The organism is Nitrospira sp. CR1.1 (assembly GCA_014055465.1).
GTDB lineage: Bacteria > Nitrospirota > Nitrospiria > Nitrospirales > Nitrospiraceae > Nitrospira_A.
In genome coordinates this window covers 848,846-864,991 of record WIAF01000001.1, presented here as the reverse complement: position 1 = coordinate 864,991, position 16,146 = coordinate 848,846, and the positions used below count along the sequence as shown (strand labels likewise).

The 16,146-nt window shown below is 58.9% G+C and carries 12 protein-coding genes, 1 tRNA gene, 1 other RNA gene and 1 pseudogene; 11 read left to right on the top strand and 4 right to left on the bottom strand.

What is annotated here, in order from left to right:
• Positions 1-8 precede the first annotated feature (8 nt).
• Positions 9-108, bottom strand: an RNA gene (gene ffs / locus GDA65_04315) — signal recognition particle sRNA small type.
• A 110-nt stretch (positions 109-218) separates the two neighbouring features.
• A tRNA-Ser gene (locus GDA65_04310) sits at positions 219-308 on the bottom strand.
• Positions 309-536: 228 nt separating this feature from the next.
• Here GDA65_04310 and GDA65_04305 point away from each other — a divergent pair.
• From GDA65_04305 to GDA65_04255, 11 genes and pseudogenes are all read left to right on the top strand, one after another.
• Positions 537-2,645: an AsmA family protein gene (locus tag GDA65_04305; GenBank protein ID MBA5861917.1), complete on the top strand. Its 2,109-nt coding sequence runs from the start codon at positions 537-539 to the stop codon at positions 2,643-2,645.
• A 17-nt stretch (positions 2,646-2,662) separates the two neighbouring features.
• Positions 2,663-2,854, top strand: a pseudogene (locus GDA65_04300) (mechanosensitive ion channel family protein).
• Positions 2,855-2,921: 67 nt separating this feature from the next.
• The gene (locus GDA65_04295; protein ID MBA5861916.1) at positions 2,922-3,536 is read left to right on the top strand and encodes a hypothetical protein; all 615 of its coding nucleotides are present in this window, start codon (positions 2,922-2,924) and stop codon (positions 3,534-3,536) included.
• 116 nt (positions 3,537-3,652) lie between these two features.
• Complete coding sequence (locus GDA65_04290) at positions 3,653-5,383, top strand: OmpA family protein (GenBank protein ID MBA5861915.1); 1,731 nt, start codon at positions 3,653-3,655, stop codon at positions 5,381-5,383.
• A 10-nt stretch (positions 5,384-5,393) separates the two neighbouring features.
• Complete coding sequence (locus GDA65_04285) at positions 5,394-5,927, top strand: GTP-binding protein (protein MBA5861914.1); 534 nt, start codon at positions 5,394-5,396, stop codon at positions 5,925-5,927.
• A complete protein-coding gene (locus GDA65_04280; protein MBA5861913.1) occupies positions 5,920-7,713 on the top strand; it encodes an AAA domain-containing protein in 1,794 nt (597 codons plus the stop codon). Before GDA65_04285 ends, GDA65_04280 begins: the two co-directional genes overlap by 8 nt.
• Positions 7,714-7,975: 262 nt before the next feature.
• Positions 7,976-8,287: a hypothetical protein gene (locus GDA65_04275; protein MBA5861912.1), complete on the top strand. Its 312-nt coding sequence runs from the start codon at positions 7,976-7,978 to the stop codon at positions 8,285-8,287.
• A 377-nt stretch (positions 8,288-8,664) separates the two neighbouring features.
• Positions 8,665-9,777: a DUF481 domain-containing protein gene (locus tag GDA65_04270; protein MBA5861911.1), complete on the top strand. Its 1,113-nt coding sequence runs from the start codon at positions 8,665-8,667 to the stop codon at positions 9,775-9,777.
• 50 nt (positions 9,778-9,827) lie between these two features.
• Positions 9,828-10,253, top strand: coding sequence for a large conductance mechanosensitive channel protein MscL (mscL, locus tag GDA65_04265; GenBank protein MBA5861910.1), 426 nt, complete (start codon positions 9,828-9,830; stop codon positions 10,251-10,253).
• Positions 10,254-10,327: 74 nt separating this feature from the next.
• Positions 10,328-11,623: an OmpA family protein gene (locus GDA65_04260; GenBank protein MBA5861909.1), complete on the top strand. Its 1,296-nt coding sequence runs from the start codon at positions 10,328-10,330 to the stop codon at positions 11,621-11,623.
• Between the two features lie 246 nt (positions 11,624-11,869).
• On the top strand, positions 11,870-13,324 hold the full coding sequence (locus GDA65_04255) for an OmpA family protein (GenBank protein ID MBA5861908.1): 1,455 nt from the start codon (positions 11,870-11,872) through the stop codon (positions 13,322-13,324).
• Between the two features lie 20 nt (positions 13,325-13,344).
• Here GDA65_04255 and GDA65_04250 read toward each other — a convergent pair whose 3' ends face one another.
• Both GDA65_04250 and GDA65_04245 read right to left on the bottom strand, forming a co-directional pair.
• Complete coding sequence (locus GDA65_04250; protein ID MBA5861907.1) at positions 13,345-14,586, bottom strand: ABC transporter substrate-binding protein; 1,242 nt, start codon at positions 14,584-14,586, stop codon at positions 13,345-13,347.
• 264 nt (positions 14,587-14,850) lie between these two features.
• The gene (locus GDA65_04245) at positions 14,851-15,936 is read right to left on the bottom strand and encodes a HEAT repeat domain-containing protein (GenBank protein ID MBA5861906.1); all 1,086 of its coding nucleotides are present in this window, start codon (positions 15,934-15,936) and stop codon (positions 14,851-14,853) included.
• Between the last annotated feature and the right edge of the window lie 210 nt (positions 15,937-16,146).

The following is a 16,146-nucleotide window of genomic DNA, read 5'->3' as shown; positions in this document are numbered from 1 at the left end:
AAAATAAGTGGGGCCAGGTGATCCTGCGGCACACAGAACGAACCGCTTACCGTTGCTTCCTTCCGGACCTGGCGGGGTTCACAGGGTTCTGTTGCACAGGGCCCGGCCCCGAGGACTTCGTGGTCCGGCAGAGATGACCCGCGAGGCGACGGGCCTTGGACGGCTCACCCTCTCGTACCCGGCTCATTTCATGCCTGACGCAACACGACTTCAATTGATGGCGGAGAGGGTGGGATTCGAACCCACGGTCCCGTTGCCGAGACGCATGCTTTCCAAGCATGTCGATTCGTCCACTCTCGCACCTCTCCACAATCGGACGACTTCAAGGGGTGGCATCTTATCACGCAGGTCGGTGGGCGGCAAGGTAAGGAGGGCCCGCTTCCCCTCGACCGGATCGGCCCCCGAGGCGGCAGGGAAACATCGGTCGCGAAGGACTTCCCAATTGCAACGACGTGCGGTGCGCGGCCGAATTGGCTACCATTGACCCCTTTCGCGCGCATTCCTATACTGCGGAACCATTTCAGCGGAGGGACGTGATGAAAATCCTGGTCGGGATCGGTGTCGTGATCCTGCTCCTTCTGATCCTGCTCATCGCTTTGCCTTTTCTCATCGATTTGAACAAGTATCAGGACCGGTACCGCCCCTTGATCGAGGAGGCGCTGAACCGGAAAGTCGAACTGCAGGATATCCGGCTGACCATTTGGCCGCGCATCGGCGCCCGGATCGGCAGGTTTGTTGTCCTGGATGATCCGGCATTCCGCACGGGCCCCTTCGCCTCCCTCGCGTCGCTGGATGTCGGCGTCAAACTGTTGCCGTTGCTCAAAGGCAGGGTTGAAGTAGAAGAGATCACCCTGCGCGACCCGGTCATTCTGGTCCTGAAAAATTCGCAGGGCCAGCTCAACATCTCCACCATCGGCGCCAAACCAACCGGTCCGGCCGCGCCGTCGAAACCGGAAGCCCCAGAACAGCCGGCCGGCAGCCCGCTCCAGGCCCTGGCGCTGTTTGCCGTCGACCGTGTCTCCATCGATGGCGGTACACTCACGTATCGTGACGAGTCCGCCGCAAAGCCGACCGAGTATACTGTCAGTCAACTCGAATTTTTGCTGACCTCAGTCCATCTCGGTGCCAGTCCCACGGTCCACCTGGGGGCGACCATCCTGCCCTATCACCTCCCCGTACATCTCGATGGAACGTTCGGACCACTCGTTGAAACGCTGGATGTGAAATCATTTACGTTTACGCTCGGTCTTGGCAAGGTGGCGGTCGGGCTCAAGGGACGTGCGATCGGCGGAAACCTGGATGCCACGATCAATGCCTTGCAAATCGATACGGCAGACCTTCCCGTTGCATTGCCGCTGACGAAGCCCGTCCAGATCAAGGATCTGCACCTCACGCTCCATGCCCTTTACCCGGCGCCGCCTGATACCCCTCTCGCCAGCCAGGTGGATCTGACTGATCTCGGCCTGACCCTCGTCATGGGTGGCTCAGCCATCAGCATCAAAGGCACAGCAACGAAAGGGCTAGCCAATATCACCGCGGCGTCGGCCAGTATCAATTCCTCCGACCTTCCGGTGGCCGTCCCCCTGGCCAAACCGGTCGAAGTGAAAGACCTGCATGTCAACGTCCGGGCCAAGTATCCGCCCAAAGAAGGGACCGCGCCGCTTGATCTCGCAGAGGTTCCGAACCTGGGCCTCACCGTCGCATTGGGTAGCTCACGAGTCGAGGTGAAGGGGTCACTCCTCGGCGGATTGGCGAAAGTCACGGCCACCTCAAAACTGGTGAATACCGCCGACCTGCCCGTCATATTACCGCTGAAGAAACCGGTGGAGATCAAAGACCTCCAGGCCGCGGCTGAAATGAGGGGACAAGAGGCGCGACTCACCAACCTCACGCTCCAGGTCTTCGGAGGCGTCCTTCGCACGCAAGGAACGCTGGGTCTCGGAACTCCCACCCCGCCGTTCACGGGCACCGTCGCGCTACAAGGTCTACAGGTCGGACCGGCGCTTCAAGCCGTGGGCACAGACCAGGTATCCCTCAGCGGCACGGCCAACGCCCAACTGGCGCTTAGCGGGCGCGGATTTACCCATCCGGACCTCGTGAAGGCCTTGGCCGGAACCGGCCGCATGTCCGTGAAAGAAGGCACTATCGAAGGGATCAACTTGCTGCAACAGGCCGCAATGTTACTGAAAGTGGTGGGAGTGTCTTTGGACAATGTCAAAGCGACGGCGTTCTCCACGATCGAAAGCGACATTGTCATCAAGCAAGGGCTGATTGGCCTGCAGCGAGTGCTGATTGACAGCCATGATTTCCAGGCGACCGGCGGCGGCACGGTCGGCCTTGATCAATCACTCGACATGAAACTGAATCTGAGCCTGTCTCAGGCCTTGAGTCAGAAAATAGCCGCCGGGTCTCCCATTGCCAAGGTCGCCCTGAGCAACGGACGCCTCTCGCTTCCACTGGTGATTACCGGCAGTACGCAAGCGCCTTCCTATGGACTCGACACTAAGATGTTCGCAGGCAAAGTCCAGGAGCAAGTGAAGGAAAAGGTCAAGGGCGCGGTGGGCGATCTCCTGAAAGGTTCCACCAAGCCGGAGGACCTCAAAAAGCAGGGGAAGGATCTCCTCAAGGGATTGTTCGGACGGTAAGACTGGGCGGAGAATACCTGTCGCTGGCCGATTTGATTACTCAGTACGTCGTGCAATACGGGTTTCGAATCATGGGGGCGATCCTCATCATTGTTGCCGCCCTCTTCGTGGCCAATTCGATAGGCCGTCTCTTCGAACGCTGGCTGAGCGGCCAGGACCTGGAGCCGCCCCTCCGCCCGCTGCTTCTGCGACTCCTCCGTGACTTGTTGCACCTACACAAACATGCTAGTGTAGCGCCCTTTCGCTGACGGACACCGCGACCCAGGAGGCGACACCATGGGCAGGCACACAGATCTCGATCGCACCCGAGGTTCGGAACCAACACCGACCACGCTCGCCGAGACAGAATCCAACACCGCGCTCGCCGAAGATCCCGCGGCCGGCAATAATCTCGACAAGATCCGCGACATTCTCTTCGGCGCGCAGGTGCGCGATCACGAGCGCCGGTTTACCCGGCTCGAAACGCAACTGCTCGCAGAGGCGGCTCAACTACGTCATGACCTCAAGGAGCGATTCGCATCACTGGAACAGTACATTCGAACCGAAGTCGATCAGGTGACGGGACGGCTGAACGCCGAGGAGCAGGGGCGCACACATGCCGTCAGCGCCCTGACCACGGAGCTTCAGTCTCTCACCGGAGCTCTCCAACAGACGGCCGCTCAGTTGCGGGGACAGAGCGAACAGGCGCACCGCGACTTGCACGACCAGCTGCAGAATCAGGCGGCCTCACTCACGGATGAGTTTACGCAGCAACATGCGACCCTGTCGGCCACGCTCGAACAGGCCGTGCAGCAACTTTCCCACCAGAAGACCGACCGGGCATCACTGGCGACCTTACTCCAAGAACTTTCGCAGAGGCTCTTGCATGACCAGCCTCCCCACCAGGCGTAATCCTTCCTCCATACCTGAACGGTCTCGACCTGTCTTCCGCACAGGGAGCCGCGTTTTTCATCGCCGCCTTTCCTCCACTGTGCGCCTCCCTCATCGCGGTGAACCACGGAACCGGTATGGCGCAGTCACCTAACCCCGGTTCGACGCCCGTCGAACACGACTATGCCGAACTGCGCAGCCTGTTGCTGGCGCCGGAACAGACCCGTCTGGAACAGCTCCAGGAACAGGTTGAGCATATCGACCTCACTGCGCAGAACCTCAGCCGCGTCCTGCCCGATGCCATTGCATTACGCGGGGAGGGTGATCATCAATTGACGCACGTTCTGACCCCGCACGTGTCGGAGGCACTGGGTGCTTCCGTCCGGAGACAGCCTCAGATGATCGTGGATGCTATCGCGCCGATCATGATGCCGGCCATTCGTCAGGCTATCGCCAATGCTTTGCGGAGCATGGTCCAGTCACTCAACCAAACCATCGAGCACAGCCTGTCGATCCAAAGCCTGAAGTGGAGAGTGGAAGCCCTGCGCACGGGCAAACCATTTGCGGAAATCGTCCTTCTGCACACCTTGCGCTATCGGGTCGAACAGGTCTTTCTCATTCACTCGCACACCGGGCTGCTTCTGGCGCATGCCGCCGGCGACGCAGTGGCCGTGCAGGATCAGACTCTAGTGTCCGGCATGTTGTCGGCCATCCGCAGCTTCGTGCAGGATTCATTCGGCGCGACCCCGGACCAAGCGCTGAACACCTTGCAGGTTGGTGAGCTGACGGTCTGGATCGAACAGGGACCGGCTGCCATTCTCGCCGCCGTTATTCGCGGCACCCCGCCGGAAAGCCTCCGCCTTCATCTTCAAGATACGCTCGACCATATTCACGCCGAACGGTCTGAAGCTTTGGCCCGGTTCACAGGCGATGCCTCCACCTTTTCCAGCGTCACACCGCTCTTGGAAGAGTGCTTGCGCGCGCAGTTCGAATCGCGTCGGCGCGGCGTCGCCCCGATGACATGGGTCCTGGTGGTGGTCGCGCTGCTTGGTATGGCCTGGTGGGGCCTATCAACCTACCAGGAACGCCAACGCTGGCAGACCTACCTGACCCGCTTGTCAGCGGAGCCCGGGCTGGTCGTGACCTCCACTGAGTCGGAAAGCGGCCGCTATCGGCTCACCGGCCTTCGCGACCCGCTTGCCGCCGACCCGGCTGTCCTTCTGCAGGATAGCGGCATAGACACGAGTCGGCTGGATGCGAAATGGCAACCATACTATGCACTCGACGCGGCAGTGGTGTTGAAACGAGCACGAATGGTCCTCTCGCCCCCGCAGACCGTTCACTTATCCTTGGAAGGGAACCGCCTGACAGCCGGAGGCATTGCCCCGGCGGATTGGATCACGCAGAGCCGAATACTGGCTCGCGCATTGCCGGGCCCGGATGGGTATGACGATCGACGCCTGGTGAACTCCTCTCTTGACGCGCTGAGTCACCGACTGACAGAAGCCTCAATTCTGTTTGAACAGGGTAGCATTAGCCTCACCTCTCCGGAGCAACTCCATAGTATCCGCCGTATCTCTGAGGTGCTTCAGCAACTCAATGACATGGCGAGGCTAGCCGGCGCCGCAGTGACAGTATCGATTGTCGGTGAAACCGACGTGGTGGGGGACCCGAACCAAAACCGCCGTCTGAGCGAAAGTCGCGCCCGAGCGGTTCTGGACGCGATTCACCCCGCAGCCTTTCACGCGCTCACGTTTCAAACCAGGGGTATCACTTCTGCGACTGAATTGCATGGAGCCCCCGCAGCCGTCGCCCATCCGCAACATCGGCGCGCGTCACTGGAAGTCACGATTCAGCCGTTGCCATGAGACCCTCCGCATGATTGAGAAAAAGATCTGCATGCTGGGCGCCTTTGCCGTGGGAAAAACCAGTCTGGTTCGACGGTTCGTGACCAGCTGCTTTTCCGAACAGTACCAAACGACCATCGGAGTCACGGTCGACAAAAAATCGATGCTGGTGGACGGCACGCCCCTCACCATGGTCCTCTGGGATCTCTACGGAGAAGACGAATTCCAAAAGCTACGCCCGTCGTATTTGCGGGGATCATCCGGGTATCTTCTTGTCCTCGACGGGATGCGACGAGCGACCCTCGATAGCGCCGTGCACATTCAGCGACGTGCCACCGACACACTGGGACCGGTCCCGTTCATCGTTTTGATCAATAAGCATGACCGGAGAGCAGAGTGGGAGGTAACTGATCAAGATGTAGCACAGCTGGCCCAGCGTGGATGGTCATTCCTGATGAGCAGCGCCAAAACCGGTGAGGGCGTCGAAGAGGCCTTCGTCACCCTGGCTCGTGCCATGCTGGCACCGTCGAACTCCTCACCACCTGCCGAGAAGATCAATGACTGACAAGTCATCGCACGCGTCAGACTTCCTCTGCGAAACGCTGCTGCAACGATTCCACTTCGCTGTCCTGGAGCATATTTCCGGCACGCAATTTCGCATCCTCGGCCGGCCATCCGCCTGGCTGTTTCGTCTCTATCCGGAGGCTGAGGCCACGCGGCACCTCTCCGTCGACATACGCACGCCGGTCCTGCACAATTTTCTGGCCGACGCGGCAGACGTATGGCAGGCCCATGACGGACGCATCGGCCGCTCCGGGTTCTGGACTGAACAGACGGCCTTTGAGGTCCCCTGGCACTTCGAAGCGTTAGCGCTACGAGTGGAGACCATCCGTCTGTTGGTGATTCAGCACAGCACCGCCTCCTTTGAACAACAAGCCTCCGTGCTTCAGCAGGCGCGTGACCAGGCGCTCCAACAACATGAGCACGAGCGTGGACATCAACGCGCCCAACGCCGGCTCAGCAAGCAGCTGGTGGACATGGAACGGTCGCGGGACGACGTGGCAGCCATCTTACAGCAACTGGGGCTGGCCACTCTGTTGATCGACCAGGACGGGCACGTCCGGTTTGTAAGTGCGTCCGCAGCCAGTCTCTTGGAATTGCCCTCGCCCCTGGTCAGCCCAGACCTCCGATGGGACAACCTGCTGCCGCTCACGAAGGCCGATCGGCTGACCGTCCAGTCGCAACTCGCGCAACCTGTCGCGCAACGAGAACGAGTCCGCTGCCACATCGACACGCCGGCGGGAAGACGCCTCTGGCTGGAGATCGAAGTGCACGACGACCCCCGGGACAAACGGAGTAAGATCGCCTTCCTCCACGACATGACGGATGTCCATCATCTCCGGCGTCTGCTGGAGTTGAAGGCGCACTACCATGATTTGATCGGCAAAAGTCGCGGCATGACCCAGATCTATGAACAGATCCAAGATCTGGCTCGCGTGGATTCGACCGTCCTGATCGAGGGGGAAACCGGGACGGGAAAGGAACTGGTCGCCCGCGCCTTACACCAGGCCAGCGCCCGGCGCACCGGTCCGTTTATTGCGGCCAATTGTGCAGGTCTGACGGATTCCCTGCTTGGCAGCCAACTCTTCGGCCACAGGAAAGGGGCATTTACCGGCGCGATCGACGACCAGCAGGGACTGTTTGAAGCCGCGCAGGGCGGGGTCCTGTTTCTCGATGAAATCGGCGATATCCCGCACACCGTTCAGACCAATCTGCTTCGAGTCTTGCAGGAAAAGGAAGTGACCCGGCTCGGTGAGACCAAGCCGAGAAAAATTAACGTGCGGGTCCTGACGGCGACTCACCACAATCTCAGTCAGGACGTAGCCAAGGGCGCCTTTCGCGCCGATCTCCTCTACCGGATTCGAGTCGCTCGCGTGCATCTTCCTCCGCTGAGGGAGCGGAAGGAGGATATTCCGCTGTTGGTCACCTCCTTCCTCGCCGAAGGACGGGCCAGCATGGACAAAATCATCCATCGGGCAAGCCCGGCAACCATGGCGGCACTGATGGAATATCACTGGCCCGGCAACGTGCGGGAACTCAAGAGCACCATCGAATGTGCCATAATCCACTGCAAAGGTGACACGCTCGAAGCGACGGATCTTCCGCCTGAGCTTCGGCGGGAGGCGGTCAGCCTTCAGACAGAACCGCTTACCCACAGCGACGAACGCAGTCGGTTCGTCTCCGCGCTCGGACAAGCCCGTGGGAACCGTACCAAGGCCGCACGCCTGCTTGGCATGAGTCGCGCCACCTTCTACCGCCGATTGACCGAACTCGATCTTCCAGCCACCTAGCCTCATACACTAAACGGTCTTCCGCAGCAGGTGTCTCACCACGTGTCCGATGAGACAACGGAAGACAATGTGATATGTCTCACCCGGTCGCCACGATCCTACCCATCGAGTCGCCCCTCCTCTGATACAGCGCGCTGGCCCGTATTGACACACCGTCCGCAGTCACAGGCACGGAGCTTGTAAAAGGCACCGGACAAACCATTGCGTGCAATCCCGCGGGATCACCGGACAGGACCTTCAGAAAGGAGCATGAGAACCACCGATGGAAAAGATATTTCCGTTTTCGTCCCCCCGGCTGGACCAACCGACGCCCCGCGAGCAAGAAATACTCAATTACATTTGGGCAGGATTGACGAGTCAGGAAATTGCGACCCGTCTGCGGATTGCGCAAAAAACCGTGGAATCTCATCGTGCCAATTTGTTGAGAAAGTTCCGGGCCGCGAACGCCGCGCAACTCCTTCGCCTGGCGTTATTGGAAGGCCTGCTCACCGTTCCTGCGGCGGGATGCGCGACAGACACAAAACGAACGGCGCAGAGCGCGAAAGCTTCACGGAGACTCGCGAGCCTCACATGAGGATCCCCGCGTCACCGGAGGACGACACATCTCCACCCTGGTGCACGCGAGGGTGCAATCACCAGACATGCCTCATCCTGACACATGCCGGATGTGCTGGTCGACGATGATCCGCTCGGACAGCCCTTCCGCAGCTCGGCCTCCACGATCTGATCGCATGAGCATTCATCATTGCCGCGAATCGGTCGCAGCGCACCCTAGCTACGGACGAAGCGCCAGGTCCACGCCATACCGGTCAGGGATGGCATGCGCGATGCGGCAGCGCAGGGGAAGAGAAAAGTTGATCTCCTACGCAGAATCAATTATACAACCCGCACGTGTCTCACTCATCAGGCAACCAGTACATCGTTGCCATTCGCAAGCCCCAGGAGGATGGAATGATGCGACGTTTGAATTGTGTGTTATGTGCGCTGCTCACCATGGCGCTCACGGCCTCCGGAGTGTGGGCCGAAGCACCGGCCCCGACCGACACCACAGCCGGGACACCGGCACTCGACTCGGTGACTCTCAAGGACGGTAGCGTCATTTACGGGCATGTCCTCGGCATGATCGCCGACGAGCTTCACATCAAGACCGCGTTCGGGCCCACGGCCGGCGAAGATATCGTGAAGATCATGTGGCCGAACGTGGCCAAACTGGTTGTGAATCGTCCACTGCCGTTCAGCCTGAAAGAGGGCACGACGGTCGTGGGAACGGTTCAAGCAGGTGAGCCCGGCACGATGGTGTTGCAGGCCGCTCCCATGGGCACTCCGATGACGATTCCTCTTGAAGCGGTCGTCGGGATGAACCAACCCGCCGTCATTTACACAGGCGCCCTTCAAGCCGGGTTCTCACAAACCACGGGCAACAGCCACCTGCGAAACGGAAGCCTGCTCGGCGAACTGTCCGCCCGCAGCGAGTCGCTGCGACTGACCATCCTCGGCCGGTACATCTACGGAGACAATACCGGCAATCTCATCGTTCGAAACAGCCGCGGCACCATCAAGCTTGACTTCTTTCTCTCGAAACGTTTGTATTGGTTCGCGTCGGCCTATTTCGAGCAGGATACCTTCCAGGACTTGAAGTTGCGCACCGCTCTCGCCACGGGGCCTGGGTATCAAATCCTCGACCGCGGCGACCTAACCGGCATCGCGAAAGATATGACCCTCTGGGCCGAAGCCGGCGCAGCGTACTTCAATGAAGATTTCAAGCTTGCCGACGACAAGTCCAGCACACGAGGCCGATGGGCCGTCAAATGGAATTGGCCACTGTGGGGCGGCGATCAGGTCAGCCTGTACCACTTCCAGGAAGGCTTCCAATCGCTCGCTAACTCGAAAGATCTCTACCTGACGGCCGATACCGGCTTGCGATTCAAAGTGTGGGGCGGGCTGGTCAGCGGATTCCAATGGACCATGCGGTACAACAAGAATCCGCCGCCGGGCGTTTCGGATACCGACAACCTGTACTTGATCACGCTGGGATACAGCTTCGACACCAGTCGAAAACAGTAAGGTCCGAAACGGATTCGGCCGCAATTCGGCTCACACAAGGAGGTGGATCGATGGGTATGATGAGTGAATTCAAAGAATTTGCCGTGAAAGGGAATGTGCTCGACATGGCCGTGGGGGTCATCATCGGAGGGGCGTTCGGCAAAATCGTGTCCTCCGTCGTCAGCGATATTCTTATGCCTCCTATTGGTCTCCTCATGGGGCACATGGATTTCTCCAGCCTGTTTATCCCGTTGAGCGAAGACGCCAAGGGCAAATCCCTCGCCGCAGCCAAAGCCGCCGGCGCCGCCACGATCAACTATGGCGTATTCCTGCAGACGCTGCTCGATTTTACGATTCTTGCGTTCGTGATTTTCATGGTGGTCAAACAGATGAACCGCTTTAAGAAGGCCACACCTCCCGGGCCTCCACCGGCGCCGCCAAAGGAAGAAGTACTGCTGACGGAAATCCGTGATCTCTTGAAAAATCAACGCCACTAAACTGACGTGCCCACGCTTCGTCGGTGCCGCGCAGGACGTCTCCCGCGGCATCGCCAGTTTTGAAGGAGGACCGCATGAAAGATTCTCGCATTGTCCCTATGCTGTTGAGCGCCATGCTGCTTACGGCATGCACCACCGCCCCGTCGCCGAATGATACCGCGAGCCGAGCGCTGAATGAAATGAAGGCGGTGCCCAGGCCTGTTCCGCCCAAGCCAGATCCACGAGACCTCCGGATCGCAGAACTCGAGCGCCAGAAGGCGGAGCTCGAAGGGGAGTTGGCGCGACTGCGCTCCTCTTCCGCCGCCGAGCTTGATCAGTCCAAGGCGCGGATCAACGACCTGGAGAACCAACTCCACCAGCGCGACCGGGAATTGGCCGGTCTCCGGAACGCCGCCGGCGAGAAGGATCGGTTGGCGAGCCAATTGTCCGACGCAGAACGGCAGGTGTCGGTTAAGGATCAAGAACTGGCGGCTCTGAGACAGGGCGCCGGAGACAAGGAGCGGCTGGCGAGCCAATTGTCCGACGCAGAACGGCAAGTGTCGGCTAAGGATCAAGAACTAGCAGCTTTGAGACAGGGCGCAGGGGACAAGGACCGGCTGGCCGGAGAGTTAGCCGCACTCCAAGGCCAACTCGCCTCGAAAGAGCAGCAGCTCGCCGGATTGAAAAGCAATGCCGGCGATCGGGATCGCCTTTCTTCCGAGCTGTCCCAGGCGAAACAGCGCATCGCCGAATTGGAACGCCAACTCACCGGGAAGGATCAGGAGCTGGGGGCGCTGAAAAACGCCGCTGGTGACCGCGACCGACTAGTAGCGGATCTTGCCGCAGCCAAACAAAGAGCATCGGACCTCGAAGGCGAAATTGCGCGACGAGACCGCGAAATGGCCGGCTTAAAAGGCGCTCTCGACCAGCAAAAGACCAGTCTCGCGGAGGCCAAAGACGATCTGTCCAAACTTCTCCGGGCGGAAGTCTCCAAAGGCAACGTCACCATGAAACAGCTGGGGGATCAACTCACCCTCGGTCTGGCTACGACTTTGTTGTTTGATTCCGGGGAGGCCACGCTTAAGCCCGGCGGATCCGATGTGCTGAATCGAATCGGTCGCGTGCTCAAAAACTATCCCGATCGGTCGATTCACGTCGCAGGTCACACGGATAACGTGCCAATCAGGGGAAAACTCGCGAAAACCTATCCGACCAATACCGAGCTTTCACAAGCGCGAGCCGAGAGCGCGCGCCAAGCCCTGATCGCAGGGGGCATGTCCGGCGAGAAAGTGGTGGCGGAGGGACATGCCGACAGCCGACCGATCGCCAGTAATTCGACCGCCGAGGGACGGCAAAAAAACCGGCGTGTCGAGATCGTGGTCGGACAATAATCCTTGCGCGCCATACGGTGCATGCCTTGCGTCCACCCCAAGAACACGCTAGAGTACCTGGCGTGTTCTTGGGACGTGGAAGGTTATGACCCGATTCGTCAAGCACGCATTGCTCACACCCGCTGATCAATATCCACCAGATCGGTCCCGATCGTCCGGGCCTGTTGCCCGTTCGAATCGTCCTGTGACGACTATCACGCCCCCGGCAATTTTGACCCGGGATCCCGACGACCAGGGGGAGATCATATGAGACGAGCTGTGTGGACGCTCATGGCTCTCGGTGCCCTCGCTTCCGGCTGTGATACCGTTGTTCCCCGGCCGCAGCCTCTCGCGGCCGCGCCGGCGGCTGAGGATGCAAAACTCCTCGCCCTTCAACAGGAGCGCGAACAGCTTCTGACGACCCTCGGCGAATTCCATGATCGTATTCGCGATCTTGAAAGTAAATTAGGGGATCGCCAGAATCAGCCCGCCGCTGCCTCGTACGACCAGTTGCTGAGCGCAAAAGACGCGGAACTGGTTGAGCTGCGTCGACTCACCCCTGAACGCGATAAGCTGTCCAGCCAATTGACAATGGCCAACAACGAATTACTGCAGGCCCGTCAGCGTATCGGAGCCCTGGAACAACAGCTGGCGACACGAGAAAAGGATCTGGCCGCTCTTCAATCCCGCTCCACCGCCGTCTCAGATCTGGAGGGCGCCCGACGCCGAATTATGGATTTGGAAGCACAGATCGCTCGGCAGGATCACGACCTCCGCGCAGTACGGTCTGAAAATGCCGAACGGGACAGTCTCGCCGCCCAATTACAAACTGCCACGGCAACCATCGATTCCTTAAAAGCGCGCATCAGTGCGCTCGACCAGCAACTCAGAGACCGGGAACACGCCTTTGAAACGGTTCGCTCGCGCCTCATGGAGCGGGATAAGCTGGTCCCTCAATATAATGCGATGATTGCCGAAATTTACCAGGCCCGGCACCGGATCGCCGCCCTTGAACAACGCCTGAATGAAAAGACCCGGGATCTGTCTCCGCGTCAGAAGGGAGCCCAAGCGGCAACGGCGCCGCGAGAATCGGGAACGACTTCCAATAGAAATTCAGGATCCTCCGACAAGGACGCCGGCCGTACGGAAGGCCCGTCGTCAACAAGTCCCACGCAGTCCGCTGCGCGCGAGGCTAGTTTTGCGGCCATGAAGGAGGAGTTGCTGAAGGTTCTACCGAGCGATAGGGGGCAGAAGGCCATCACTGTGAAGCAGGATGGGGCCCGACTGACGATCGCGCTGTCCAGCAATTGGCTGTTTGCATCCGGCGAGGCCGATTTGACCCCCGAAGGCTCGACCATGCTGAGACGCATCGGCACCGTGCTGGGACCGCTTTCAGACAAGTTCGTCCAGGTGGCCGGCCACACGGACAATCAAACACTCAGCAAGGCGCTGCAGAAAACGTTTCCAGATAATAAGGCATTGTCCTGGGCTCGGGCTGAAAATGCCCGCCGCGCATTGGTAGCCGGCGGAATGTCTGCCGAACGAACCAAAGCGGTTGGCTTGGCCGACTCCAGACCAATCGCCTCCAATGCAACCGAACAAGGCCGCCAGAAAAATCGCCGTCTCGAGTTGGTCATTGTGCAGGGCCCAACCGTCGCGTCAACGCCGGGGAAAACGATTGACGACCGGGATCGTCTCGTCGCACTGGCTCCCCCGTACTAGACCCATCCTAGCCGCTCGGCTTACAACTGGCAGACACCCGCCTGAGTAGTGGCAACAGCCTCACCGGCAATCGTCGCCAGAATCTTGTAGTGCCCAAGTCCCAGCTCCTTGCCGTAGGCTTCTCCCACCAGCACATCCTGCACATGCTGGTGATCGGAGGCGCGGAAATACGATCGCCCCTCTTTCAGACCATCAAACTCATGTCCTTCTAATACTTTGATGAGCGCAGACGCTTCGGTTGTCCCGGCTCGTTGAATCGCATCCAGAATCTGCGTCATGGCAGCGTACCCAAGATAACAGCGCGACGTGGGAGTATGACCGTACTTATCCACCACACCTTGAATGAATCGTTTTGACCCATCCGTATTGACTTTGGGGTCCCAGATAAGTCCCCAGATGCCTGCATTGCTGGCATAGCCGAGGGGACGGCCGATCTGTTCACCGGCGATCATCCCGCCCACACCGATTTTGTCCTTGGCCAATTCCAGTTTGGTATAGGCTTTGAGGGCGTGAACCAGATCCCATCCATAGAGATTGAACACGACCAGCGTCGGATGTTTGTCCCTGGCTGCCGTCACTGCTGAAGTAAAATCCGTCGAACCGAAGGGCATCAGCGTCTCGCCCACCAATTCCACCCCATGCGTGAGACCGACAGAAACCATGGCCTGGGCCATGGCTTTCCCATCCAATGAGCTGGTGGTAATCATGTACCATCGAGTGCCGTATGCGTTTACCAGCTGCGGAACAACCGCCTGGGCCAACATGGAGGCATTGGGCATAAAGACGAACGTGTGTGAATTACACGCGGCCCCTGTCAATTCAGGCAAATGTGCCCCGGTCACCATGAACAGCTTGTTCTCCTTCTTCGCAAACTCAGAAACAACCAGCGCACAATCAGCATTAAAGGTACCCATCAGGACATCTACACGATCGTCCTGCACGAATTTCGTAGCCGCCTTGAGCGCTGCATCAGGGTTGGAGGCATCGTCAGCCTCCAGTATCGTCACCGGCCGCCCCAATACACCGCCGCGCTTGTTGAATAGATCTACCGCGACGTTGGCCCCGTGCACATCATGGATGGAAGACGTCTTATAGGGGCTCGAGAGGGGATCCAGAATACCGATTTTGATCGGCTCTGCCGCATAGGCCGCTGATCGCACAAAAGGGACTTCCAACATGCGTCCGGCGAGATCTCCGAAGAGTAAGGCGCCGCCGCTCATAGCCGAAAGTTGCAAGAATCGTCGTCGCGAGAGACCGCTCATGGTTCCTATCCCTCTGTGTTGTCCTAGGCATGATCCAGTGATAATTCAGTCCGTCCTGTGTACGCACGTCACTGACACAGTCTCGACTCTCATAGCAGAGTCGCCTGCATGTTCACAGCTCGAAGTTGCCGATGATGTGCTGCTCTTGCGACCTGCAGATAGGAAAACCACCATCATCGTTGAGGAGGATGGTGGCAAAAAAATCCCGCCTCCACAGGCCTCACTGTATTCTGCAGCGTGGGAACGGAGACCAACGACTGACCATTAGCTGTACTGGTCTTCAGTATAAACCTGCTTGATTGCCCAGAATACCGCCTCCTTTAATTTCTTAATCTGTGGATCAGGGGGATCCTTCCGGATCTTTTGTAGCTTCCGATCGAGTGCAAATAACGGTTCAACCGACCGCCGATCCGGCACCCGCCCCAGTGCCCAGGCAATTTCCGTTTGCACCACAATGTTGATCCCCGGGGCATCCAGCATCTCCAGCAACGGGGGAACGACTCTCGAGTCCGCATGAATATTGCCGAGATCGCCAAGACCTTTGGCCGCGGCCGCCTGCAGGTCAGGCTGCTTGGAATGCTTCAAAATATCGATAAGAACAGGGATGCCCTCCTTGCCCATGTTGCCCAAGGCGACCGCAGCTTGCTTGGCCAGATCCTTGTCCTTCAATGCCTCGGTAAGGTGGGGCAGGGCCTCGTCCGCGATCATTTCTCCCAACAGGGAAATAATCTTCAGTTTCCTGAATTGGCTGGTTTGTGGAGCATCCATCAGTTTGAGCAGACGATCAGGCTGGCCCCACTCTGCGGTCAGGAGAAGGGGGAACTCGTACTTCTCTAGTGCCTCATGGAGCGCATTCATCGCATAGAGCCCGGGGTCTGATGCCTGAGCTGATTGGGCGGCCACGACGGCATCTTCAAATTCCGTCCGAACCTCCTTTTGCCATTTGATCTTCATGCCACCCAAGGCGTACGTAATCTGGCAAGCCGGACCTTTCCACAAGCGGGAGGGTGCATCCGGCAGATCATTGTCTCCGCCCGAGGAGGCCGTGCCTTCCCAGGTCTTCCTTTGCTCGCACTTGACCCGGACGACCACATCATGAGGAAGGCGGGAATCCGAGACGGCCGAATAACCAAGCTCGCCCATGCGTCGCGTCACAACATCCAGAATTCCGCCGGCGTTGCCCGCCCCTTTATCTGTCAGGGCCAGCGCCTCAATCAACACCGTTTCGATCTTTCCTAGTTCCTGCTTTTGGGCGTCGCTAAAGTAGTCTCGATAGGCCCCGGCCGAAAGAGGGAAGCCGAACAACAGAATCAAACATCCCACGGCAGCAGTCTGAGACCATCGCTTCATACAGTATCCTCCTTTCCTTCAGCACAAGGCTCCCATGTCACGATGTGCCAAAACATCCTTGCGTGGTCATTATACCGCGCCTTCAGGAGAGCAATGCTATGGAAGACCTGTTATCAAGGGGAATGCACCGAGAGACTTCAACCAGACAATTTATCCCCAAGACTATTTCCCATCAGGATGACATCTCAACACATGGGCCCCACCTGCGTA

Bases quoted from the DNA above. Each gene is read 5' to 3' on its own strand.
- GDA65_04250 (MBA5861907.1), bottom strand. From the start codon at position 14,586: ATGAGCGGTCTCTCGCGACGACGATTCTTGCAACTTTCGGCTATGAGC.
- mscL (MBA5861910.1), top strand. From the start codon at position 9,828: ATGGGTATGATGAGTGAATTCAAAGAATTTGCCGTGAAAGGGAATGTG.
- GDA65_04290 (MBA5861915.1), top strand. From the start codon at position 3,653: ATGGCGCAGTCACCTAACCCCGGTTCGACGCCCGTCGAACACGACTAT.
- GDA65_04280 (MBA5861913.1), top strand. From the start codon at position 5,920: ATGACTGACAAGTCATCGCACGCGTCAGACTTCCTCTGCGAAACGCTG.
- GDA65_04260 (MBA5861909.1), top strand. From the start codon at position 10,328: ATGAAAGATTCTCGCATTGTCCCTATGCTGTTGAGCGCCATGCTGCTT.
- GDA65_04275 (MBA5861912.1), top strand. From the start codon at position 7,976: ATGGAAAAGATATTTCCGTTTTCGTCCCCCCGGCTGGACCAACCGACG.
- GDA65_04270 (MBA5861911.1), top strand. From the start codon at position 8,665: ATGATGCGACGTTTGAATTGTGTGTTATGTGCGCTGCTCACCATGGCG.
- GDA65_04245 (MBA5861906.1), bottom strand. From the start codon at position 15,936: ATGAAGCGATGGTCTCAGACTGCTGCCGTGGGATGTTTGATTCTGTTG.
- GDA65_04285 (MBA5861914.1), top strand. From the start codon at position 5,394: ATGATTGAGAAAAAGATCTGCATGCTGGGCGCCTTTGCCGTGGGAAAA.
- GDA65_04295 (MBA5861916.1), top strand. From the start codon at position 2,922: ATGGGCAGGCACACAGATCTCGATCGCACCCGAGGTTCGGAACCAACA.
- GDA65_04255 (MBA5861908.1), top strand. From the start codon at position 11,870: ATGAGACGAGCTGTGTGGACGCTCATGGCTCTCGGTGCCCTCGCTTCC.
- GDA65_04305 (MBA5861917.1), top strand. From the start codon at position 537: ATGAAAATCCTGGTCGGGATCGGTGTCGTGATCCTGCTCCTTCTGATC.